Origin of the sequence: Streptomyces sp. NPDC047453, assembly GCF_040643155.1 — a bacterium.
Classification (GTDB): Bacteria; Actinomycetota; Actinomycetes; order Streptomycetales; family Streptomycetaceae; genus Streptomyces.
The window spans coordinates 231,561-253,431 of sequence record NZ_JBEYTS010000005.1 but is presented as its reverse complement, the minus strand read 5'-3'; the positions used below and the strand labels follow the sequence as shown (position 1 = coordinate 253,431).

Here is a 21,871-nt window from a genome sequence, read left to right as displayed (position 1 = left end):
ACCCGCTGATTCACCTGCTGAGGCGCCCGCTCAGACCCTGTTGAGGTGCCCCCGGGCGGTACGTACTTCAGCCCCTCCGGGCCGTACGTACCTCAGCGGAGCCAGGGCAGGTCCGCACCCGCTTCGTTCGGCTGGAGTCCCTCGGCGACGATCTGCATGATCTCGCCGAGGGACTTCTGCTGTTCCGGGCTGAGGCGGTCGAACAGCGCCTGGCGTACGGCGGTCACATGGCCCGGAGCGGTGCGTTGCAGCACCTGGAGGCCCTGGTCCGTCAGGACCGCGAACTGGCCGCGCTTGTCGGAGGGGCAGTCCTCGCGGCGCACCCAGCCGTTCTTCTCCAGGCGGGCGATCGCGTGGGAGAGGCGGGAGCGGGTGATCTTGGCGTCCATGGCCAGCTCGGTCATCCGCAGCCGGCGCTGCGGGGCCTCGCCGAGCTTGACGAGGAGGCCGTAGTAGATGTGCGGCATGCCCGCGTCGCGCTGGAGCTGGCGGTCGAGGTGGTCCTCGAGCAGGGTGGTGGCGTGCCGGTAGGAACGCCAGACGCGCTGCTCCTCGGCGGTGAGCCAGCGGTGGGCATCGGCCTCGGCGGGCTCGGGGGCGGAAGCGGGTGCCGTGTTCATACGTCCACTGTACGAGCTACTTCTTGAAGGTTAAACAAACCGCGCGTAATGTGAGGACAGAGCTTTAGCTTTCAAGCATCCAGTCGCAGGGAGTCGCCACCATGTCCGCCACCACCCGGGAGCGCATGCCCGCCCTCTACCTCAGCCACGGTGCCCCGCCGCTCGCGGACGACCCGGTCTGGCCCGGCCAGCTCGCCGCCTGGTCCGCCGAGCTGCCCCGCCCCAAGGCGATCCTCGTGGTCTCCGCGCACTGGGAGGAGGCCCCGCTGGCCCTCGGCGCCACCGTGACGGTCCCGTTGGTCTACGACTTCTGGGGCTTCCCCGAGCACTACTACCGGGTGCGGTACGACGCCCCCGGCGCGCCCGAACTCGCCGAGAGCGTACGGAAGTTGCTGCGCGCGCCCGGAATGCCCGTGCAGGACGTCCCGGACCGCGGCCTCGACCACGGCGCCTACGTCCCGCTCGTCGAGATGTTCCCCGAGGCCGACATCCCCGTGCTCCAGGTCTCCATGCCGACCCTCGACCCGGTCCGGCTCATGGACATCGGCCGCAGGCTGGCGCCGCTGCGCGACGAGGGCGTGCTGATCGTCGGCTCCGGCTTCTTCACCCACAACCTGGCCGCCCTGCGGCACACCGGGGGCGGGGTGCCGAGCTGGTCCGCGGAGTTCGACGACTGGGGCAGGCGTGCCCTGGAGACCCGCGACTGGGACGCCCTGCTGGACTTCCTCGGCAAGGCCCCGGCCGGCCGGTACGCCCACCCGCGCACCGAGCACTTCGCCCCGCTGTTCGTGACCATGGGCGCGGCGGAGGCCGGCGGTGAGCTGGGCACGCAGAAGTCCGTGATCGACGGCTTCTGGATGGGCCTGGCCAAGCGCTCGGTGCAGTTCGGCTGAGACATGTGCGCCCCCGCTGCGTAAGACGAGGGTGTGGGGAGTCTTGGATTTTCCCGAGAGTCCGGGTTTGCGGCAACCTTCCATCGGAGCGATTCGTCCATCAGGGTGGAAGGCGGTCGAAGAGGTCGAAGGGGACGCTCTTCCCGGAGTGGCGCCATTGGTGTGAGCGGAGTCTCACATGCGGGGCATCCGTCGGGGTCCGTGAGGGGCCCGGGGAGGCCCTCGATGCCACGCTGACCTGCGGTTCCGTATCCGTCGGCGGCGACGTTCGGCGGCTGCGGCGAAACAGGGTACTGCATGATCAGAAAATTGGCGGGCGGGTTGGGAATTCTGTCCGGATTCCAGTCGTTGTTTCCATCGGATGCCGGGCACCCGAGGAGAGTTCCGAGGCAGGTGCCAAGCATCTGAAGGACCACCCGCTGACCCACCATCGCAAGGGAGCACGCATGGCAACCCGTGCCGTCGCCCGTCGTCAGTCCGCCACCGGCGAGACGGCCGACGCGGCAAGCAGTGTTCGCGCCCATGGCGGCGAGATCGCCGATCGCGACCTGGTCGGCATGTATCTCGACGAGATCGCGCGTACACCGCTGCTCGACGCCGCCAAGGAAGTCGAGCTGTCCCAGATCATCGAAGCGGGTGTGTTCGCGCGGCAGGTCCTCGACCGGCACGAGGAGACGAAGACGGACGCCACCGACGCGGAGCTCCGGGCCCTGGTCGCCCAGGGGGAGCGGGCGAAGGACGTCTTCATCCGTTCCAACCTGCGCCTGGTCGTGGCGGTCGCCCGGCGCTACCCGCGCAGTGGCCTGCCCCTGCTGGACCTGATCCAGGAGGGCAACGCCGGCCTGGTGCGCGCGGTGGAGAAGTTCGACTACCGCAAGGGCTTCAAGTTCTCGACGTATGCCACCTGGTGGATCCGCCAGGCGATCACGCGCTCGATAGCGGACCAGTCGCGCACCATCCGGCTGCCCGTCCACCTCGTGGAGGAGCTGGGCCGCATCCGACGTGTGCAGCGCGAGTTCAACCGGGAGCACGGCCGCGACCCGGAGCCCGCGGAGATCGCCGAGGACCTCGGCTCGACGCCCGAGCGCGTCTCGGACGTCCTTGACTGGGCCCGTGACCCGGTCTCGCTGAACATGTCGGTGGACGACGAGGGCGAGACCCAGTTCGGGGACCTCCTGGAGGACACCTCCGCGGTGTCGCCCGAGCAGTCGGTCATGACGCTGCTGCGCAGCGAGGGGCTCGACGACCTCATCGGCCGCCTCGACCAGCGCACGGCCTCGATCATCAAGATGCGGTACGGCATAGAGGACGGCCGCGAGCGTACGCTCACCGAGGTCGGCAAGGAGCACGGCCTGACGCGTGAGCGCATCCGCCAGATCGAGAAGCACGCGCTGCTGGAGCTGAAGAAGCTGGCCCGCGACACCGGGTTCGACGCGGCGGCGTGAGGCCGTTCCGAACGGGATCCGGCCAGGGAGACGTCCAGGGGCGCGCAGGGATGCCCGTCCCCGAGGACGTTCGTCCCGGCCGGGGCGTGGTGAGACCGGGCAGACCGGGCGCGTGAGGTTGTCGGTGCACCGGGCGACCGCGTACGCCCGGTGGCGAAGGGCCGCGCAAACATGGCCGTGTACCGCCGCTTCAAGCGGCGGGGGCACGGGAACAACCCTTCAGAGCCCAGGAGTTGGACCGCCGGACGGGTTCCGGACCGGACCGGCTCCAGGCCGCTTCGGCGGAACGCACTGACGTCCAGAGCCACGTCCCGACGCACTCCCCCCGGCGCCGGGACTTACCCAGAGCCGGGCTCCGGCGCCTCTCCCCCCGGGGCGCCGGAGCTCGGCTCCACTTCAGTCGCCCGGGGCGCGCGCCGCAGGGAGGCCGCCGCCCCCGCCGGCCCGCGTCAGCCGTGCCCCCAACTGCCGTACGCATTGCACGAGTTCATCGGGCTCCTCCACCGTGAACTCGCACCCCAGCATCGCCAGCCGCACCGCGAGCCACTCCACCCGGTCGCCGGCCGTGGCCCGCAGCCGGCAGCCGCCCGTGTCGAGCGGCTCCGGGGTGCCGAGCCACGAGGGCAGCCGCGCCGCGACCACCTCGGCCGGGTCGGCGAAAGCCACCGCGAACGTGTAGGTCTCCTGCCTGCGGTACATCGACTGCCTGAGGTACTCGGCCGCGCTTCCGGTCGGCAGCTCCCGCGGAGCGAACCGCGCACCGGTGGCGAAGGGCTCGCTCACCCGGTCGACGCGGAACGTCCGCCAGTCCGCGCGGTCCAGGTCGTACGCCACGAGGTACCAGCGCCGACCGGTCGACACCAGTCGGTACGGCTCGGTCAGCCGCCGCGACACGGCCCCGTCGCCGGCCCGGTAGGCGAACCGCAGCCGCTCGTACCCCGCCACCGCGGAGGCCATGACGGTGAGCGTCTCCGTCGCGACGCTCGCCCCGTCGCCGCTGGTCAGCGGAGTCGTCGCGGCCTGAAGCGTGGAGACGCGGTGCCGCAGCCGGGTCGGCAGCACCTGTTCCAGCTTCGCCAGCGCCCGCACCGACGCCTCGTCGACGCCCTCGATCGCGTGCCCGGCCCCCGCGCGCAGCCCGACCGCGATCGCCACCGCCTCCTCGTCGTCGAGCACGAGGGGCGGCATGGCCTTCCCCGCGACCAGTCGGTAGCCGCCGTCGGCGCCCTTGGTCGCCTGCACCGGATAGCCCAGCTCACGCAGCCGGTCGATGTCCCGCCGGACCGTGCGCCGGGACACCCTGAGCCGGTCGGCGAGTTCGCCGCCGGGCCACTCGCGGGGCGTCTGGAGGAGGGAGAGGAGCTGGAGGAGCCGGGCCGGAGTGTCCGTCGTCATAAATCCGAGGATGCCGCAGAAGTGGGACACGATCTGACCTAATGCCTGCCTAGGTTTGGCGTCATGTCCTCCACCGAAACCCTTGCCGACAGCCCGGCCCCGGCCCCCGCCGCCGACCGCCGTCGCTGGTTCGCGCTGGCGATCGTGATGACCGCGGCCTTCATGGACCTCGTGGACGTCACGATCGTCAACATCGCGATTCCGTCCATCCAGCAGGACGCCGGCGCGTCCTTCAGCCAGATCCAGTGGATCACCGCCGGGTACGCCCTTGCCTTCGCGGCCGGGCTGATCACCGGCGGCCGGCTCGGCGACATCCACGGCCGCAAGCGGCTGTTCCTCCTCGGCATCGGAGGCTTCACCCTCGCCTCCGCGCTGTGCGGCTTCGCCGCGAACCCCGACATGCTGGTCGCCGCCCGTCTCCTGCAGGGCGCCATGGCGGCGATGATGGTCCCGCAGGTGCTCTCGATCGTGCACGCCACCTTCCCGGCGCACGAACGCGGCAAGGTCTTCGGCCTGTTCGGCGCGATCGTCGGCCTGGGCGCGGTCTCCGGCCCGCTGCTCGGCGCGCTGCTCACCGAGTGGAACCTGTTCGGGCTGGAATGGCGGCCTATCTTCCTGATCAACCTGCCCGTCGGCGTCCTGGCCCTCGTCCTCGGCAACCGTTTCATCAGCGAGTCCAAGGCTCCTCGGGCCCTCAAGCTGGACCTCGTCGGGGTCGCCCTGGTCACCCTGGGCCTGCTGATGCTGCTCTACCCGCTGACCCGGGGCCGCGAGCTGGGCTGGCCGCTGTGGGGGTACGTCTCGATGGCGGGCGCGCTGGTGGTCTTCGCGGCGCTGGTGGCGTATGAGCGGAGCAAGGCGGCGCGGGACGGCTCGCCGCTCATCGAACTGTCGCTGTTCCGGGTGAAGAGCTTCGCCGCGGGTATCGCGGTGCAGACCGTCTTCGGTGTCGCGCTGGGTGTGTTCTTCCTGGTCTGGACGCTGTACATGCAGGTCGGCCTGGGCTGGAGCCCGCTGCGGGCGGGCCTGACGGGCGTACCGTTCTCGATCGCCGTGTCCATCGCGGCCGGGATGTCGGTGCAGAAGCTGGTCCCGCGCTTCGGCCGCAAGGTGCTCCAGGCCGGCGCGCTGGTGATGGCGGCCGGTGTCCTGCTCTACATCTGGGAGTCCGAGCGGTACGGCCTGCACATCGCCCCCTGGCAGATGGCGCTCCCGCTGGTCGTGATGGGCGTGGGCATGGGCCTGATCGTGGCGCCGCTGACGGACGCGGTGCTCTCGGAGGTCCCGCGTGAGCACGCGGGTTCGGCGTCCGGCCTGATCAACACCGTGCAGCAGATGGGCAACGCGCTGGGACTCGGCCTGGTGTCGGTGGTGTTCTTCGGGGTCATCGGCGACCGCCTGGCCCCGGCCGAGGTGGGTCCGGCCTTCGTCAACGCCTTCCAGCACGCGCTGGTGTGGGTGGCGGCGGTGCTGGGCGTCATCTTCGTCCTGATGTCGGCCCTGCCCAAGCGACCGGGCCGCCAGGCGGAGGACGCCGAGGAGGCCGGGACGGAGGCGGCCGGTGAGCCGGCCGTGGTGGCACAGCGGGCGGGCGAACTGGTGGGCTGACCTGCGCGAACGTGGGCCTATGCCGCACGAGGGCCGATGGGCCCGGCACCCTCGGTGCCGGGCCCATCGGCGTACCCGGACACGACCGGAAGTCCGTTCATGTCCGGTTCCATGCCCGAACCTGTTTACTTCCTGGACGTCCCGGCGTAGCCTCCGGGAGGAACCACAAGTTCGGGCATCAGTCGGAGGCGAGCGGACATGTACGCACCGGAGCGGCAGCAGGAGATCCTCCGGCTCGCCCGGGACGGCGGCCGCGTGGACGTCGTGTCGCTCGCCGAGGAGTTCCAGGTGACGGCGGAGACGATCCGCCGCGACCTGAAGGCCCTCGACCGCGCGGGCCTGCTGCGCAGGGTGCACGGCGGCGCCATCCCGGCCGGCCGTCTCGACTTCGAGCCCGACCTCACCGAGCGCGAGTCCACCGCCGCCGACGAGAAGGACCGCATCGCCAAGGCGGCCCTGGCCGAACTGCCGGCCGAAGGCACGCTGATCCTCGACGCAGGCACGACGGTGGCCCGTGTGGCCGCCGCCCTGCCCCTGGAGGCCTCGCTCACCGTCGTCACGCACTCCCTGCCGATCGCCGCCCGCCTCGCGGACCACCCCGGTCTCCAGCTCCACCTCGTGGGAGGGCGGGTGCGCAACCGCACCCGCGCCGCCGTGGACGCCTGGGCGCTGCGGGCCTACGGCGAGATCCGCGCCGACGTGCTGTTCGTCGCCGCCAACGGCTTCTCCGCCGAACACGGTCTGACCACCCCCGACCTCGCCGAGGCCGCGGTGAAGCGCGCGGCGATCGCCGCCGCCCGCCGTGTGGTGCTGCTCGCCGACTCCGCCAAGCACGGCCAGGAGCACTTCGCCCGCTTCGGCGGCCTGAACGACGTGGACCTGCTGATCACCGACAGCGGATTGAGTCCCGAGGACGCGGCCGCCATCGAGCGCGCCGGCACGGAAGTAGTACGCGCATGATCGTCACCGTCACCCCCAACCCCTCCCTGGACCGGACCTACGAGGTCCCCTCGCTCGAACGCGGCCAGGTCGTCCGGGCCACCGGCGAGCGCATGGACCCGGGCGGCAAGGGCGTGAACGTCTCACGCGCCGTCGCGGCCGCCGGCCGGCGCACGGTCGCCGTCCTGCCCCTGGGCGGCGCCCCGGGCGCGCTCGTCGCGGACCTGCTCGACGCGCAGGGCATCGACGTCGCGCCGGTGCCGGTCGCCGGGGGCACCCGCTCGAACATCGCGCTCGCGGAGGCCGACGGCGTCCTGACGAAGATCAACGCACCGGGTCCGGAACTCTCCGCCGAGGAGCAGGAGTTGCTGCTGGAGACCGTGCGGCGGCAGTCGCACGGCGCGGACTGGATCGCGTGCTGCGGCAGCCTGCCGCGCGGGCTCGCGCCGTCCTGGTACGCCGACCTGGTCGCGCGGGCGCACGCGGCCGGTGTGCGCATCGCTCTCGACACCTCCGGGCCCGCCCTGCTGGCGGCGCTGCGCGAGGGCCCCGACGTGGTCAAGCCCAACGCCGCGGAGCTCGCCGAGGCCGTCGGCCGCTCCCTGGCGACGGTCGGCGACGCGGTGAAGGCGGCCGAGGAGCTGCGCGGGCTCGGCGCGCGCACCGTCCTCGCGAGCCTGGGCGCCGACGGGCAACTGCTCGTGGACGAGGCGGGCGCCTGGTTCGGCAGCGCGCGCGTGGACGCCGTCCGCAGCAACGTCGGTGCCGGCGACTCCTCCCTTGCCGGGTTCCTGATCGCCGGCGGCACCGGGCCGGAGGCCCTGGCCCTTGCCGTCGCACACGGCGCGGCCGCCGTCCAGCTGCCGGGCAGCCTGATGCCGACACCCGCCGACCTGGACCCGGCGGCGGTGACGGTCACGGCGGACGTGCCGGTGGACCGCGCGCTGACGGAGCCGGTGACATGACCCCCCGCCCGCCCCGCACCCGGTGCCGTACGACACCTCCGCCGACCCGCACCGCTTCCAACTCTCCCCGCACTGCCCCCGTCCCCACCCCCGCCCACCCCACTGACCGGGCGATACGCGCGCTAAGGAGCCCGCGATGAGCGACATGATCACCGCGGACCTGGTCGACCTCGACCTGTCCGCCGACACCAAGCAAGCGGCGGCGCGCTCCCTCGCCGAACGGATGGTGGCCCTGGGCCGGGTCACCGACCTGGAGGGCTTCCTCGCCGACGTGGCCGCCCGCGAGGCGCAGATGCCGACCGGCCTCGACGGCGGCATCGGCATTCCGCACTGCCGCAGCGAGCACGTCGTCGAGCCGACACTGGCCTTCGGGCGCAGCGCGGCCGGGATCGACTTCGGCGCGGCGGACGGCCCCGCCGATCTGATCTTCCTGATCGCGGCCCCGTCCGGCGCCGACGACGCCCACCTGAAGATCCTCTCGTCGCTGGCCCGGCAGCTGATGAACAACGAGTTCACCTCCGCACTGCGTTCGGTGGACAACGCGGCGGCCGCCACCGCGCTCATCCGCGGGGACGAGACTCCGGGCGAGGCCACGGCAGCGGCCAAGGACTCCGCGGCGGACGCCGAGGGCTCCGCCGCGACCGCCGAAGGCGTCTCCGCCGAGGCGCAGGACACCCCTGAAGACACCGCCGCGACGCCGGGGGCGGCCTCCTCCAGCGCCGTGGCGGGCAGCACGGCCCCGACGCCGGACGCGAGCGGCGAGGGCGCGGCCGGCGAGGGCGTGAGCGCCAAGGACACGAGCGGCGAGGGCGAGCGTCCGTTCCGGATCGTCGCCGTCACCTCCTGCCCCACCGGTATCGCGCACACCTACATGGCGGCCGAGTCGCTGGAGAACGCCGGCCGTGAGGCGGGCGTCGAGGTCGTCGTCGAGACCCAGGGTTCGGCGGGCTTCACCCGGCTCGACCCGGCGGTGATCGCGGCCGCGGACGGCGTGATCTTCGCCCACGACGTCCCCGTACGCGACAAGGACCGCTTCGCCGGAAAGCCGGTCGTCGACGTCGGCGTGAAGGCGGGCATCAACCGGCCCGGCGAACTGATCACCGAGGTCCGCGGCAAGGCCGCGCGCGGTGAGGTGACCGCGGCGCCCGCGCCGGGCGGCACCCCGGTCGAGCGGGCCGGCGAAGCGGGCGAGGGCTACGGCACGAAGCTGCGCAAGTGGCTCATGTCCGGCGTCAGTTACATGGTTCCCTTCGTCGCCGCAGGTGGTCTGCTGATCGCCCTCGGGTTCGCGATCGGCGGCTACGAGATCAACAAGGCGCCGTCGGTGATGGACCACTTCGTCTGGACCCAGGCGGACAGCTGGGCCGCCCTGCTGTTCCAGATCGGCGGTGTGGCCTTCGCCTTCCTCGTCCCGGTGCTGGCCGGCTACATCGCCTACGGCATGGCGGACCGCCCCGGACTCGTCCCCGGCTTCGTCGGCGGCTCGATCGCGCTCACCATCAACGCCGGATTCCTCGGCGGCCTGGCGGCGGGTCTGATCGCCGGTGGTGTGGTGATGGCGATCCAGAAGGTGCGCATCCCGGCGCCCCTGCGCGGCATCATGCCGGTGGTGGTGATTCCGCTGATCTCCTCGGCGGTCGTCGGGTTCCTGATGTTCGTGGTCATCGGCAAGCCCATCGCCACCGCGCAGAAGGGCATGACCGACTGGCTGAACGGGCTGACCGGCACCAACGCCGTCCTGCTCGGCGCGCTGCTCGGCCTGATGATGTGCTTCGACCTCGGCGGTCCGGTCAACAAGGTCGCCTACACGTTCGCCACCGCCGGTATCGCGGTCTCCGACCCCAGTGACTCCGCGATGAAGATCATGGCCGCGGTGATGGCGGCCGGCATGGTCCCGCCGCTGGCGATGGCCCTGGCAACGACCGTGCGCGGCAGGCTGTTCACCCACACCGAGCGGGAGAACGGCAAGGCCGCCTGGGTCCTGGGCGCCTCCTTCATCTCCGAGGGCGCCATCCCGTTCGCGGCGGCCGACCCGCTGCGCGTCATCCCGTCGTCGATGGTCGGCGGCGCGCTCACCGGCGCCCTGTCGATGCTCTTCGGTGCCACGCTCCGTGCCCCGCACGGCGGTATCTTCGTGGTCCCGCTGATCGGCAACCCGTTCCTCTACTTGATCGCCATCGCGGCGGGCGTGTGTGTGACCACTGCCCTGGTGGTCGGCCTGAAGACGCTGCGCAAGCCGGTGCCGGGCGCGGCGACCGCCGAGGCGGGCGAGGGCGCGCCGACCGAGCCCGCCGACCGGAAGCAGCCGGTGGCGGCCTGAGCGGCTCCCTCCTGCCTCCTTGTCCCTTTGGTGCACTGTGAGTTGTTCACGGCACCTGCGAGATACGTCACGGTCCGGGGCCAAAGTCCCGGACCGTGGTGTCTACTGAGCACATGCCTCAGCATGTCTCGACCCTGATGTGGATAGGTGTGGCCGTCCCCGCCACGCTGACCGTCGCCTGCCTGATCGGCCTCGCCCGCATCCGACGCGGCATCCGCCTCGAGACCGCTCGACAGCAGTCCACCCCGAGGCTGTCGGGCCTCCCGCTCCAGCGCGGGGCCGGACCCGGCCGGGAGTTCGTGGAACTGACCCCGGAGGAGAAGGACGCCTTCGCGGGTCTGGTACGTCGACTCGGCAACGGCCGCTGAGGCTCACCCCGGCCGAGCAGGCGGCGGCCGCCTCCACGCCGTAGCCGTCGGCACCGGCCAGCGAGGTCCAGGACATCTGCGCCGTCTAGGACATCTGCGCCGCGCGCCGTTCCATCGCGCCGCGGGCCGCGTCCTCCGTCACGTACACCTCGCACATGTGGCGACCGTCGGGGGTCGCCGTGTGCTCGACCTCCCAGAGCGAGATCTCCACGCCGTCGTCCAGCAGGAACGCGTGCTCGTAGAGCGAGAAGCACAGCCCGGCGCGGCCCGCGCGGCAGGGGCGGCCGAAGGCCTGGGTGATCCGGTGACCGGACGCCGCCGCCAGCAGGGACGCGACGTCCGCGCCCGGCCGGTCGGCGTTCTCCGCGCGCCGCAGCAGACGGCGTGCGTGGTCGGCGGAGTCGTCGGACGCGTACGCGTGCCGTGCCTGGGGCAGTGGCGAGAGCTGGACCAGCACCGGCAGCTCGAACTCCGGCGCGTCCGGCGGGAGCGGCAGCCGCGCCGTGGCGGTGCTCAGTTCCTCATCGTCGTCGTACACCTCGTGCTGCACCTCGCTGCCCGGCGCGGTGTTGTGCACCAGCTCCCACAGGGTGAGCGCCGAGCCGTCGGCGAGCAGCCAGGTATGCCGGTAGGTCTCCCGGTGCAGTCCGGCGCTGTGGTGCGCCGAGTGCAGCGAACCGTCGTAGGCCAGGGCGCAGTCGAGTCGCCGTATGGTCTCGTCGGGTAACTCGAAGGAGTTCAGGGCGCGGCCGAGCAGTCGCGCGAGGTGCTCCTCCGGAGACTCGGGCGACTCGCGTGGCTCGTACGCAGTCGTCTCGTACGGAACGCTCAAGGTTTCTCCCGGCGTTGCTGCATGTCACCTTGTGGGTGCATACCGTAGCCCCTCGGTCGAGCATCATGTCCGCGAACCGAGAAAACGTCCGCGAGGAAAACGCCCGGCACGCGCGAGAAGTTCCCGTGTGAGCCGTCGTTCCGTCAAAATCCGCTGATCAACAGGGCGTTGTGAAGCGGGGACCGGACAGGGGGCGGCACCGGAGGTCAACGGGCGCCGTACAGCTCCTCGTAGGCCGGCCAGTCCCCGCCCGGTCCGGTCACCGCCTCGGCGGCCCTTACCGCGCGGACGATCGCGCGGGTCACCTGGTCCGCGCCCGCCGCGAGGATCTCGTTCAGGGCGAGCGGGGAGCCGGGGTCGAGCGGACGCGCCCCGGTGGCCAGCGCGAACACCGTGTCGCCGTCGTTGAGCAGGTGCACCGGACGTACGGCGCGCGCGATGCCGTCGTGCGCCGTGCCGGCCAGCTTCTGCGCCTGCGCCTTGGTCAGGTCCGCGTCGGTGGCGACCACCGCCAGGGTGGTGTTCAGTGGCGGCGGCGTGTTTCTCGCGGCAGCCTCGGCGAGGCGCCGCCGCGCGGCCTCGTGCACCCGCGCGTCGGGGTAGTCCACCGGTCCCTGGAACAACTCCCCGTACAGCACTCCCGTTTCCGGATCGACCGCCGAGCCCACCGCGTTGGCCACCGCCAGCGCGGCCACCGTGATGCCCGAGTCGAGCACCGTGCTCGCCGTGCCGACTCCTCCCTTGAGCGGTCCCACGGCCGCTCCGGTCCCGGCGCCCACGCACCCCTCTGGCACGCGCCCGCCCACTTCGCTCGCCGCCGCGGCCTCGACCGCGGCGCGTCCGGTGACCGCGTCCGGCCGGGCCCGGAAGTCACCGCCGCGGCCCAGGTCGAACACGCAGGCGGCGGGTACGACCGGTACGACATGCGAAGGGTCCGGGCCGACCCTGACCCCGCGCCCCCGCTCCTCCAGCCAAGCCATCACCCCCGAGGCGGCGTCCAGCCCGTAGGCGCTGCCGCCAGTCAGGACGACCGCCTCCACCGTCCGCACCAGGTTGCGCGGATCGAGGGCGTCGGTCTCCTTGGTTCCGGGGCCGCCGCCGCGCACCTCCACGGCGGCGACGGCGCCGCCCTCCGGCGCGAGCACGACCGTCGTGCCGGTGAGCCAACCGCCGCCCGTGCGCGTCACATGTCCCACCCGCACGCCTTCGACGTCCGTCAGAGCGTCCACAGTCATGGGAGCCAGTCTCCCGGGCGCGGCGCAGCCACGGGCCTCTTCGGAGGAACGGCGTGCAACGTCACGCCGCCTGCCGCGGACCGTACCCTTGAGGCATGAGTACCGCCCCCGAGCCCGCCCCCGAACCGCGTGACCCGAAGGCCGCGCTGATCTTCGACGACCCGCTGAGCCAGCAGTCCGCGGACGACACCGACCGCGGGTGGGGCGAGCGCACGGACGGCGACTCCGCCGCCGACCTCAAGCGCTTCCTGGACGAGAAGCCTCCCCACCACCTCTGAGGCGCGTGGACCCGCCGGACCGCGGACGCTACCGCTCGCCGTATTCGGAGCGGCGCCGGGCGACCAGCTCGTCGCGGATCTCCTTGAGTACCTCCAGCTCGGTCAGCTCCACGACCTCCTCCGTGCCCTCCCTCGCCTTCTTCCGTGCCTCCTGGCGGGCCAGGAACTTCGCCATGGGCAGGACCATCAGGAAGTAGACCACCGCGGCGGTGATCAGGAACTGGAGCGTGGCGCCGAGCACCGAACCCCACATGATCTGGATGCCCTGATCGCCCTTGCAGGTGGCGCTCAGGCACGAGTCGTAATGGTCGAGGTTCTTGGTGCCGATCGCTCCGATGACCGGACCGATCATCCCCTTCACCACCGCGTTGACGATGTTGGTGAAGGCGGCGCCGACGACCACCGCTACTGCCAGATCGACGACGTTCCCGCGCATCAGGAAGGCTTTGAAGCCCTGCCAGACACTCGGGTCCTTCTTGTCGCTCACCTGGGGCCCCTCCTTGGACATGCAATTGCAACGTGCGGAACAAACAGCTCCGCAACCTACGGCTCACCACAGGGTCACCGCCAGCCTGGCCGTCGCGCTCGCCCCGGTCAGCCCCGCCGCGGTGGAGCGTGGTACCGACAGCGCCACCAGTGCCCCGCCCCCGGCCACGTCGTCCACGGGTTCCGGGACCTTGGCCACCCGGGCGCCGTGTGCGACCACCCGGGCCTGCCCGCCTGTCGCCGGATCCTCCGCGGCGATCACGTCGACCCGGTCGCCGGGGCGCAGCAGCCGGACCGTGGCCGCGTCCGCGATGCGCACGGGCGCGATCACCGTGCGCACCCGGTCCGCGCCGCGGCGCCCGGCGGCCTGACCGGCTCCGTCGGCCGGCGCGGGCTGTCCGCGGGCCGGTCCGTTGCGAGAGGGGTCCGGAGCATCCCGCGGGCCCGCCGCCACGAGCGCGGCCGCGGTCACGGCGAGCCCGGCCGCCACCGCGCGCCCCCGGTGCCGTACGAGCCGGCGCAGCCCGTACCGCCCGCCGCGCACGCGCACCGGCGCGAAGTGCGGCACCTCACATGTGGCCGGGGCGTCCGTACCGGGCGCGTACGGAGAGGACCGCGTGAGGGACGCCGAGGAAGCTGAAGTGCCCGGCCAGGGGGAGGGCGGCGGAGAGGAAGGCAGGGGCGGGGCGGGCAGGGGAGCGGGCGGCACCGGAGAAGACGGCAACGGAGAAGGCGGCAACGGCCAGGACGAAGACGGAGAGGACGAAGGCGGAGAGGACGAAGGCGGAGAGGACGAAGGCGGAGAGGACGAAGGCGGAGAGGACGGAGACGGAGAGGACGAAGGCGGAGAGGACGGAGACGGAGAGGACGAAGGCGGAGAGGACGGAGACGGCAGGGACATGCGGACCACCACCAGACGGGGATTTCGGCTTGCCACGCCCACGATGAGGCATCGCGCAGCCGCCCGCCGGAGCCCGTGTGCTACCCGCCGGTTGTGGACAACTCCCTCACCCGAAGGAGCAACTCCGTCCCACTACGGCAGCGCGAACCCCGGGTCCATCCCGCCCAGCGCGCCACCGCACAGGCAGTCCCGCTGCTCGGTCGTGGGCAGCGCGGCCACCGCGTCGAACAGAACGCCCCGCAGCCGTTCCACGTTGGCCGCGAACACCCGCAGCACCTCCTCGTGCGAGACGCCCTCGCCGGTCTCCGCGCCCGCGTCCAGGTCGGTGACCAGCGTCAGCGACGTGTAGCAGAGCTCCAGTTCACGGGCGAGCGCCGCCTCGGGGTGTCCGGTCATGCCCACCACCGACCAGCCCTGCGCCTGGTGCCACAACGACTCGGCCCGGGTCGAGAAGCGGGGTCCCTCCACCACGACGAGGGTGCCGCCGTCCACCGCGTCCCAGTCCCGCCCGCGCGCCGCCTTCAGCGCGACGGTCCGGCCCACCGGGCAGTACGGGTCGGCCAGTGAGACGTGCACGACGTTCGGCATCGTGCCGTCGGGCTGCGGCAGCCCGTCGAAGTAGGTCTGCGCCCGGGACTTCGTACGGTCGATGAACTGGTCGGGCACGAGCAGCGTGCCCGGACCGTACTCGGGGCGCAGCCCGCCCACCGCGCAGGGCCCGAGCACCTGGCGCACGCCCACCGAGCGCAGCGCCCACAGGTTGGCCCGGTAGTTGATGCGGTGCGGCGGGAGGCGGTGGCCCCGGCCGTGCCGGGGCAGGAAGGCGACCCGCCGGCCGGCGACCTCACCGAGGAAGAGGGAGTCGCTGGGTGCCCCGTACGGCGTGTCCACCCGGACCTCGGTCACGTCGTCGAGGAACGAGTAGAAGCCGGAACCGCCGATGACACCGATCTCTGCGTTCGCCATGACCAGCACACTAGCGCCCGCGCACACGCCGAGGACCCCACCGTCCCACGACGGCGGGGTCCCGGAAGGAAGACGTCAGGCGGCGGAGCTGCCGGCCGAGCTCGGGGTCGTCGAGGACGACCCCGACGACCCCGACGAAGAGGACGAGCCGGAGGAAGAGTCCGACGAGGAGGACGAGGAACCCGAAGAAGACGGGCTCGACGACTTCGACGACGCCGGGCTGCTGCTCGAGGAGGAGCCTCGGCTGTCGTTGCGGTAGAAGCCGGATCCCTTGAAGACAATGCCGACCGCGGAGAACACCTTCTTCAGGCGGCCATCGCAACCGGGGCACTCGGTGAGCGCGTCGTCGGTGAACTTCTGCACCGCCTCGAGGCCCTCGCCGCACTCGGTGCACTGGTACTGATAGGTGGGCACTGTCTTCCTCCTGGCACTCTCACTCGATGAGTGCTAACGACGGTCCATAGTGACGCATTCCCGAGGATCAGTCCACTGTGACGTGGGCGCGGTGACCGACGCCACGTGCGACCGTGCGGCCGTGCGACCGGGCCGCGAGCCGCGACCTGAGGGCGACCAGGGTGAGGAGGGCGAGCACCGTGCCGGCCATCGGCACCAGGAAGCCGGCGCCACCCCACAGACGGTCCTCCAGTTGCCCGGCGACGGTGACCGCCGCCGCCTGGCCGAGCGCGACCGCGCCCGTGAGCCAGGTGAACGCCTCGGTGCGGGCGCCGGCCGGGACCAGGCTCTCCACCAGGGTGTAGCCGGTGATCAGGGTGGGTGCGATGCACATGCCGACCAGGAGGCCGAGTGCCGCCAGGAGCGGCACCGAGTGCGCGGTCCACAGTGCGGACGCGGCCAGCGCCAGGGCGGTGTAGCCGACGAGGAGACGGTGCTGCGGGGCGGTCTTCCAGGCGATGGCGCCGCAGACGACGCCGGAGAGCATGTTGCCCGCGGCGAAGGTTCCGTACAGCACGCCGTTGAGGCCGGGCTCGCCGATCGACTCGGTGAACGCGGCCAGCGAGACCTGCATGCCGCCGAAGACCGAGCCGATGCCGAGGAAGGCCGCGATCAGCACCCGCACCCCGGGGACGCGCAGGGCGGAGGTGTGCTCCACGCGCGCGTGCCCATCGCCGGTGACGGACGGCTGGGTGCGCTTCTGCGCGGCGAACAGCAGACCGCCGACCAGGGTCAGCGCGGCCTCCGTGACCAGCCCGGCGGCCGGGGCGACGGTGGTGCACAGGGCGGTCGCCAGGAGGGGGCCGACGACGAACGTCAGCTCGTCGGTGACGGACTCGAAGGCGGCCGCGGTGGTCATCAGCGGCGAGTCCTTGAGCGTGACGCCCCAGCGGGCGCGCACCATCGGGCCGACCTGCGGCACCGAGGCGCCGGTCGGCACGGCCGCCGCGAACAGCGCCCACAGGGGGGCGTGCGCCAGGGCGAGCGCGGTCAGCGTCAGTCCCGCGAGGGTGTGCGCCAGAACGCCGGGGACCAGTACCGCGCGCTGCCCGTACCGGTCGGCGAGGCGTCCGCTGTAGGGCGCGAACAGCGCCATGGAGACACCGGTGACGGCCGCGGTGGCGCCGGCCGCGCCGTAGGAGCCGGTGGTGTGCTGCACCAGCAGCACGATGGAGATGGTGAGCATCGCGAACGGCTGGCGCGCCGCGAAACCGGGGAGCAGGAACGTCCAGGCGCCGCGGGTGCGCAGCAGCTGCCCGTATCCAGGGCGGGAGGATGCCGTCGCGGTCGGCGCCGGTTCGGTGCTGGTGACCGTGGATCCCACGGCCGTGCCTTTCTGCCGCCTGGTAGCGCGGGCCCGGGCGTGCGGGCGCGCCGAGAGCTGTCCTCTTGCGCAAACTGCGGTAGATACCGGCGCCCACTGCGGGGGACTACCCGGCCGCCATACGGTCGCGCCAGCTCTGCGTCAGGCAGAGTTGGTTCGATCAGGGTGCGTCCTCATCGTACAGGGGCGCGTGGAACACCCCTTCAGCCTCGGCTGCCGGCCCCCGCTCCGCCGGCCCCCAGCCATCCGGCCAGCTTGCCACCCTTGCCGACCGCGCGCAGGCGCTGTTCGGCCGCCTCCCGGACCGGGTCGGTGGCGACCACGAGGAGTTCGTCGCCGCGCCGCAGGGTGGTGGTCGGCAGCGGTACGAACGACTTGCCCTCGCGGACGACCAGGGTGACCGCGGACCCGGACGGCAGCCGCAGCTCGTTGATCTCGACGCCGTGCATCCGGGACCCGGCGGGGATGGCGACGGACAGCAGGTGGCCGCGCAGCCGCTCCAGGGGCGCCGACTCGATGCCGAGGTCGGCGGCCTCCTCGCCGGAGCCAAGCCGCAGCTTGCGGGCGAGCCAGGGCAGGGTCGGGCCCTGCACGAGGGTGTAGACGACGACCAGGACGAAGACGATGTTGAAGATGCGGTGGGTGGCGTCGACCCCGTTCACCATGGGGATCGTCGCCAGGATGACGGGCACGGCGCCGCGCAGTCCGGCCCAGGACATCAGGGCCTGCTCCTGCCACGGCACCCGGAACGGCAGCAGGCTGGCCACCACGCCCAGCGGACGCGCGACCATGGTCAGCACCAGGCCGATGACGAGGGCGGGCCAGACGTCGTCGAGCAGCTCGTGCGGGGTGACCAGCAGACCGAGCATGACGAACATGCCGATCTGGGCGATCCAGCCGAGTCCTTCGGCGAAGCCGCGGGTGGCGGGCCAGTGCGGCAGCTTGGCGTTGCCGAGCACCATCGACGCGAGGTAGACGGCGAGGAAGCCGCTGCCGTGGGCCAGCGCGCCGGCGGCGTACGCCGTGACCGCGATCGCCATGACGGCGATCGGGTAGAGGCCGGAGGCGGGCAGCGCCACATGCCGCAGACCCCAGGAACCGAGCCAGCCCACCGCCAGGCCGATGGCCGCGCCGATGGCCAGCTCCAGGGCTATCTCGCCCACCAGGACGTACCAGTGCTCGATCGGTCCCGCGGTGGAGAAGGCGACGACCAGGATGACCACCGGGGCGTCGTTGAAGCCGGACTCGGCCTCCAGCGTGCCCGTCACGCGCGCGGGCAGGGGGATCTTGCGCAGCACCGAGAAGACGGCCGCCGCGTCCGTGGAGGACACCACCGCGCCGATGATCAGCGACTGACGCCACCCCAGGCCGCTGAGGTAGTGGGCCGCGGCCGCGGTGACGCCGACGCTCACGGCGACGCCGACCACCGCCAGGGCGGTGGCGGCCGGAAGGACCGGCTTGATCTCCTTCCACTTCGTGCCGAGACCACCCTCGGCGAGGATCACGACGAGGGCCGCGTAGCCGATGACCTGGGTCAGTTCGGCGTTGGTGAAGTGGATGCCGCCGAGGCCGTCCGAGCCCATGACGACGCCTATCCCCAGGTAGACGAGCAGGCTGGGGAGCCCGCTGCGCGAGGAGATCCGAACCGCGGCGACGGCGACGAGCAGGACGACCGAGCAGGCGAGCAGGAGCTGGTTGAGGTGGTGAACAGTCAGCAGCGGTTCCTTCCGCGAGTTCCCGGTTTACTTCGTTACCTTACCTAACTCTTGACGCTTTCTTGACGCGTCCCGTGACGAGATGGAGACGTCTCACCGCCGCTGGACCCGACTCCGCGTCAAGTGCTACCGGGCCCTGCGCCTATGGTTGCTCCAGCGCTCATTCGAAGTCACAGCCCGACCTGCCGCTCGCGTTAGGACAGCAAGGACAGCGATGCCCCCGAACACCACCGCCTCAACGGGTGACAAGGCCGGCAAGTCCGGCAGGAAGAAGGGGCGAAAAGCCCGCTTGGTCGCGCTTGTCCTGGTCCTGGCCCTCGTCGGAGGCACCGCCTACGGCGCCTACTGGTCCGTCAGCACCGTGCGCGCCTCCTTCCCGCAGACCAAGGGCACCATGACGCTGCAGGGCCTGTCGGGACCCGTCGACGTCAAACGGGACGGAAACGGCATTCCGCAGATCTACGCCTCCAGTTCGGAGGACCTGTTCATGGCGCAGGGCTTCGTCCAGGCGCAGGACCGGTTCTACGAGATGGACGTGCGCCGGCACATGACCTCCGGGCGCCTGTCGGAGATGTTCGGCAAGGGCCAGATCAAGAACGACGAGTTCCTGCGCACTCTGGGCTGGGACCGGGTCGCCCGGCAGGAGTACGACAAGACGCTGTCGGCCTCCACCAAGAAGTACCTCCAGGCGTACTCCCAGGGAGTCAACGCCTACCTCAAGGGGCGGGAAGCCAAGGACATCTCCCTGGAGTACGCGGCCCTGGGCTTCGCCAACGACTACAAGCCCGGGCAGTGGACTCCGGTGGACTCCATCGCCTGGCTGAAGGCGATGGCCTGGGACCTGCGCGGCAACATGCAGGACGAGATCGACCGGGCCCTGATGACCAGCCGCCTCGGCCCGAAGCAGATCAAGGACCTCTACCCGGACTACCCGTACAGCCGGAACAAGCCGATTGTCAGCGAGGGCCAGCACAACGCGCTCACCCAGGCGTTCGAAGCGAGCGGCGGCGCGACGGACACGAGCGGCGGCACCTCGACCGGCACCGGCACCGGTACGCCCGGTTCGGCCGACTCGACGGGCACGGGCGGCGCCACCGGTACCGCGACGGACGCGAGCGGCTCCTCCGGTGTGCAGAGCCAGCTGATGGGCCTCCACGACGTCCTGGACGGCCTGCCGACGGCCGTCGGCGTCAACGGCAACGGCATCGGCTCCAACTCCTGGGTCGTCTCCGGGCGGTACACGATCACCGGCAAGCCGCTGCTCGCCAACGACCCGCACCTGTCGGCCTCGCTGCCCTCGGTCTGGTACCAGATGGGTCTGCACTGCCGCGAGCTTTCCAAGGCGTGCCCGTACGACGTCACCGGCTACACCTTCGCGGGCATGCCCGGTGTGATCATCGGCCACAACCAGGACATCGCCTGGGGCATGACCAACTCCGGTGTCGACGTCACCGACCTTTACCTGGAGAAGCTCAGCGGCGACGGCTACCTGCGCGACAACAAGACGGTGCCGTTCCGGACCCGCGAGGAGACCATCAAGGTCGCCGGCGGCAAGTCCAAGACGATCGTCGTGCGCGAGACCAGCGACGGAATGCCCCTGCTGTCCGACCGCTCCGACGAGCTGATGGCGGTCGGCAAGAAGGCGGCGGTCAACACCGCGGCGCCCGACCGCGGCGACGGTTACGCGATCGCCCTGAAGTGGACCGCGCTGGAGCCGGGCACCAGCATGGACGCCGTCTTCGCCATGAACAACGCGAAGGACTGGAAGTCCTTCCGGTCGGCCGCGGAACTCTTCGACGTGCCCTCGCAGAACCTGATCTACGCCGACACCAAGGGCAACATCGGCTACACGCTGCCCGGCCGCATCCCCACGCGCGCGAAGAACGACGACGGCTCCGTCCCGTCGCCGGGCTGGGACTCCGGCCACGACTGGACCGGCTACATCAAGCCGCAGGAACTGCCCTACGAGTACAACCCCGAGCGCGGCTACATCGTCACCGCCAACCAGGCCGTCGTCGACCCGAAGTCCTACCCGTACACGCTCACCACGGACTGGGGCTACGGCACCCGCAGCCGGCGGATCACCGACCTGATCCAGCAGAAGATCGACGGCGGCGGCAAGATCTCCACCGACGACATGCGCCAGATGCAGATGGACAACAGCAGCGCGATCGCCAACCTGCTGGTACCCAAGCTGCTGAACATCGACATCGGCGACAAGGACGTCCGCGAGGCGCAGAAGCTGCTGGAGGGCTGGGACCGCACGCAGGACGCCGACTCGGCCGCCGCCGCGTACTTCAACGCCGTCTGGCGCAACATCCTCAAGCTGTCCTTCGGCAACAAGCTGCCCAAGGAGCTGCGGGTCAAGGGCCAGTGCCTGTGGGTGGAGCCGACCGGCAACACGGGCCCGGCCGACCAGAACCAGAAGGTCCGCGAGTGCGGTCAGCGCGACGCCGACCAGGCGCAGCCGGACGGCGGCGACCGCTGGTTCGAGGTGGTCCGGGGGCTCGTCGAGAGCCCGGACAGCGACTGGTGGAAGACTCCGGCGTCGGGCACCCGCCCCAAGGCGGACAACCGCGACGAGCTGTTCAAGCGCGCCATGATCGACGCCCGCTGGGAGCTGACCGCCAAGCTCGGCAAGGACATCGACACCTGGAGCTGGGGCCGGCTGCACCGCCTGTTCCTGAAGAACCAGACCCTGGGCACCGAGGGACCCGGCGTCCTGAAGTACGTCCTCAACCGCGGGCCCTGGAAGCTGAGCGGCGGCGAGGCGGCGGTCAACGCCTCCGGCTGGAACGCCGCCGGCGGCTACGGCGTGGTGTGGGTGCCGTCCATGCGGATGGTGGTCAACCTCGACGACCTCGACAAGTCCAAGTGGATCAACCTCACCGGCGCCTCCGGGCACGCCTTCAGCGCCCACTACACCGACCAGACGGGCAAGTGGGCCAAGGGCGAGCTGCTCTCGTGGTCCTTCTCGCCGAACGCGGTCGACAAGAGCACGAGCGACACGCTGGTGCTCAAGCCGTGAGCCGCTGAGGCCACAACGGCGGCGAAGGCCCTCCACGCGCGCGTGGAGGGCCTTCGCCGTACCCGAGCCGTACCTGAGCCGTGCCGGCGGCCGAAGCGGT

The 21,871-nt window shown here is 71.5% G+C and carries 20 protein-coding genes; 9 read left to right on the top strand and 11 right to left on the bottom strand.

Annotated elements, in window-relative coordinates:
• Positions 1-92: 92 nt before the first annotated feature.
• The gene (locus tag ABZ818_RS07890; RefSeq protein ID WP_361412056.1) at positions 93-620 is read right to left on the bottom strand and encodes a MarR family transcriptional regulator; all 528 of its coding nucleotides are present in this window, start codon (positions 618-620) and stop codon (positions 93-95) included.
• Between the two features lie 101 nt (positions 621-721).
• Between ABZ818_RS07890 and ABZ818_RS07885 the strand changes: the two genes are divergently transcribed.
• Both ABZ818_RS07885 and ABZ818_RS07880 read left to right on the top strand, forming a co-directional pair.
• On the top strand, positions 722-1,513 hold the full coding sequence (locus ABZ818_RS07885) for a class III extradiol ring-cleavage dioxygenase (RefSeq protein WP_361412054.1): 792 nt from the start codon (positions 722-724) through the stop codon (positions 1,511-1,513).
• A 446-nt stretch (positions 1,514-1,959) separates the two neighbouring features.
• The gene (locus ABZ818_RS07880) at positions 1,960-2,958 is read left to right on the top strand and encodes a sigma-70 family RNA polymerase sigma factor (protein WP_361412052.1); all 999 of its coding nucleotides are present in this window, start codon (positions 1,960-1,962) and stop codon (positions 2,956-2,958) included.
• A gap of 396 nt (positions 2,959-3,354) precedes the next feature.
• Here ABZ818_RS07880 and ABZ818_RS07875 read toward each other — a convergent pair whose 3' ends face one another.
• Positions 3,355-4,353 carry a YafY family protein gene (locus ABZ818_RS07875; RefSeq protein ID WP_361412050.1) on the bottom strand — a complete coding sequence of 333 codons (999 nt, stop codon included), beginning with the start codon at positions 4,351-4,353 and terminating at the stop codon, positions 3,355-3,357.
• 63 nt (positions 4,354-4,416) lie between these two features.
• Between ABZ818_RS07875 and ABZ818_RS07870 the strand changes: the two genes are divergently transcribed.
• From ABZ818_RS07870 to ABZ818_RS07850, 5 genes are all read left to right on the top strand, one after another.
• Positions 4,417-5,961: an MFS transporter gene (locus ABZ818_RS07870; protein ID WP_361412048.1), complete on the top strand. Its 1,545-nt coding sequence runs from the start codon at positions 4,417-4,419 to the stop codon at positions 5,959-5,961.
• A 198-nt stretch (positions 5,962-6,159) separates the two neighbouring features.
• Positions 6,160-6,921 (top strand): DeoR/GlpR family DNA-binding transcription regulator, encoded by a 762-nt coding sequence (locus tag ABZ818_RS07865; protein WP_361412046.1) that lies wholly within the window; start codon positions 6,160-6,162, stop codon positions 6,919-6,921.
• Positions 6,918-7,865 carry a 1-phosphofructokinase gene (gene pfkB / locus ABZ818_RS07860; protein WP_361412044.1) on the top strand — a complete coding sequence of 316 codons (948 nt, stop codon included), beginning with the start codon at positions 6,918-6,920 and terminating at the stop codon, positions 7,863-7,865. Before ABZ818_RS07865 ends, pfkB begins: the two co-directional genes overlap by 4 nt.
• A 136-nt stretch (positions 7,866-8,001) precedes the next feature.
• Positions 8,002-10,185, top strand: coding sequence for a fructose-specific PTS transporter subunit EIIC (locus ABZ818_RS07855; protein WP_361412042.1), 2,184 nt, complete (start codon positions 8,002-8,004; stop codon positions 10,183-10,185).
• Between the two features lie 113 nt (positions 10,186-10,298).
• Complete coding sequence (locus ABZ818_RS07850) at positions 10,299-10,553, top strand: hypothetical protein (protein WP_361412040.1); 255 nt, start codon at positions 10,299-10,301, stop codon at positions 10,551-10,553.
• Between the two features lie 85 nt (positions 10,554-10,638).
• Here the strand turns inward: ABZ818_RS07850 and ABZ818_RS07845 are convergent, their stop codons facing one another.
• Together ABZ818_RS07845 and ABZ818_RS07840 are read right to left on the bottom strand one after the other, a co-directional pair.
• Positions 10,639-11,385 carry a DUF6227 family protein gene (locus ABZ818_RS07845; protein WP_361412038.1) on the bottom strand — a complete coding sequence of 249 codons (747 nt, stop codon included), beginning with the start codon at positions 11,383-11,385 and terminating at the stop codon, positions 10,639-10,641.
• Positions 11,386-11,591: 206 nt separating this feature from the next.
• Positions 11,592-12,620 (bottom strand): P1 family peptidase, encoded by a 1,029-nt coding sequence (locus ABZ818_RS07840; protein WP_361412036.1) that lies wholly within the window; start codon positions 12,618-12,620, stop codon positions 11,592-11,594.
• Positions 12,621-12,715: 95 nt separating this feature from the next.
• On the opposite strand from ABZ818_RS07840, the gene ABZ818_RS07835 reads away from it, so the two are divergent.
• A complete protein-coding gene (locus ABZ818_RS07835) occupies positions 12,716-12,898 on the top strand; it encodes a hypothetical protein (RefSeq protein ID WP_361412034.1) in 183 nt (60 codons plus the stop codon).
• 28 nt (positions 12,899-12,926) lie between these two features.
• On the opposite strand, the gene mscL is transcribed toward ABZ818_RS07835, so the two are convergent.
• From mscL to ABZ818_RS07800, 7 genes are all read right to left on the bottom strand, one after another.
• The gene (gene mscL, locus ABZ818_RS07830) at positions 12,927-13,385 is read right to left on the bottom strand and encodes a large conductance mechanosensitive channel protein MscL (RefSeq protein ID WP_361412032.1); all 459 of its coding nucleotides are present in this window, start codon (positions 13,383-13,385) and stop codon (positions 12,927-12,929) included.
• A 63-nt stretch (positions 13,386-13,448) separates the two neighbouring features.
• Positions 13,449-14,063, bottom strand: a complete 615-nt coding sequence (locus ABZ818_RS07825; RefSeq protein WP_361412092.1) for a hypothetical protein — start codon at positions 14,061-14,063, stop codon at positions 13,449-13,451.
• Positions 13,954-14,337, bottom strand: coding sequence for a hypothetical protein (locus ABZ818_RS07820; protein ID WP_361412030.1), 384 nt, complete (start codon positions 14,335-14,337; stop codon positions 13,954-13,956). The genes ABZ818_RS07825 and ABZ818_RS07820 overlap by 110 nt, the downstream gene beginning before the upstream one ends.
• 80 nt (positions 14,338-14,417) lie before the next feature.
• A complete protein-coding gene (locus tag ABZ818_RS07815; protein WP_361412028.1) occupies positions 14,418-15,251 on the bottom strand; it encodes an S-methyl-5'-thioadenosine phosphorylase in 834 nt (277 codons plus the stop codon).
• A gap of 75 nt (positions 15,252-15,326) precedes the next feature.
• Positions 15,327-15,665 carry an FmdB family zinc ribbon protein gene (locus ABZ818_RS07810; RefSeq protein WP_361412026.1) on the bottom strand — a complete coding sequence of 113 codons (339 nt, stop codon included), beginning with the start codon at positions 15,663-15,665 and terminating at the stop codon, positions 15,327-15,329.
• A gap of 67 nt (positions 15,666-15,732) precedes the next feature.
• On the bottom strand, positions 15,733-17,028 hold the full coding sequence (locus tag ABZ818_RS07805; protein WP_361412024.1) for an MFS transporter: 1,296 nt from the start codon (positions 17,026-17,028) through the stop codon (positions 15,733-15,735).
• 203 nt (positions 17,029-17,231) lie between these two features.
• The gene (locus ABZ818_RS07800; RefSeq protein ID WP_361412090.1) at positions 17,232-18,743 is read right to left on the bottom strand and encodes a potassium/proton antiporter; all 1,512 of its coding nucleotides are present in this window, start codon (positions 18,741-18,743) and stop codon (positions 17,232-17,234) included.
• 214 nt (positions 18,744-18,957) lie between these two features.
• Between ABZ818_RS07800 and ABZ818_RS07795 the strand changes: the two genes are divergently transcribed.
• Entirely contained in the window at positions 18,958-21,771 is a 2,814-nt protein-coding gene (locus tag ABZ818_RS07795) for a penicillin acylase family protein (protein ID WP_361412022.1), read from the top strand.
• Positions 21,772-21,871: the final 100 nt, after the last annotated feature.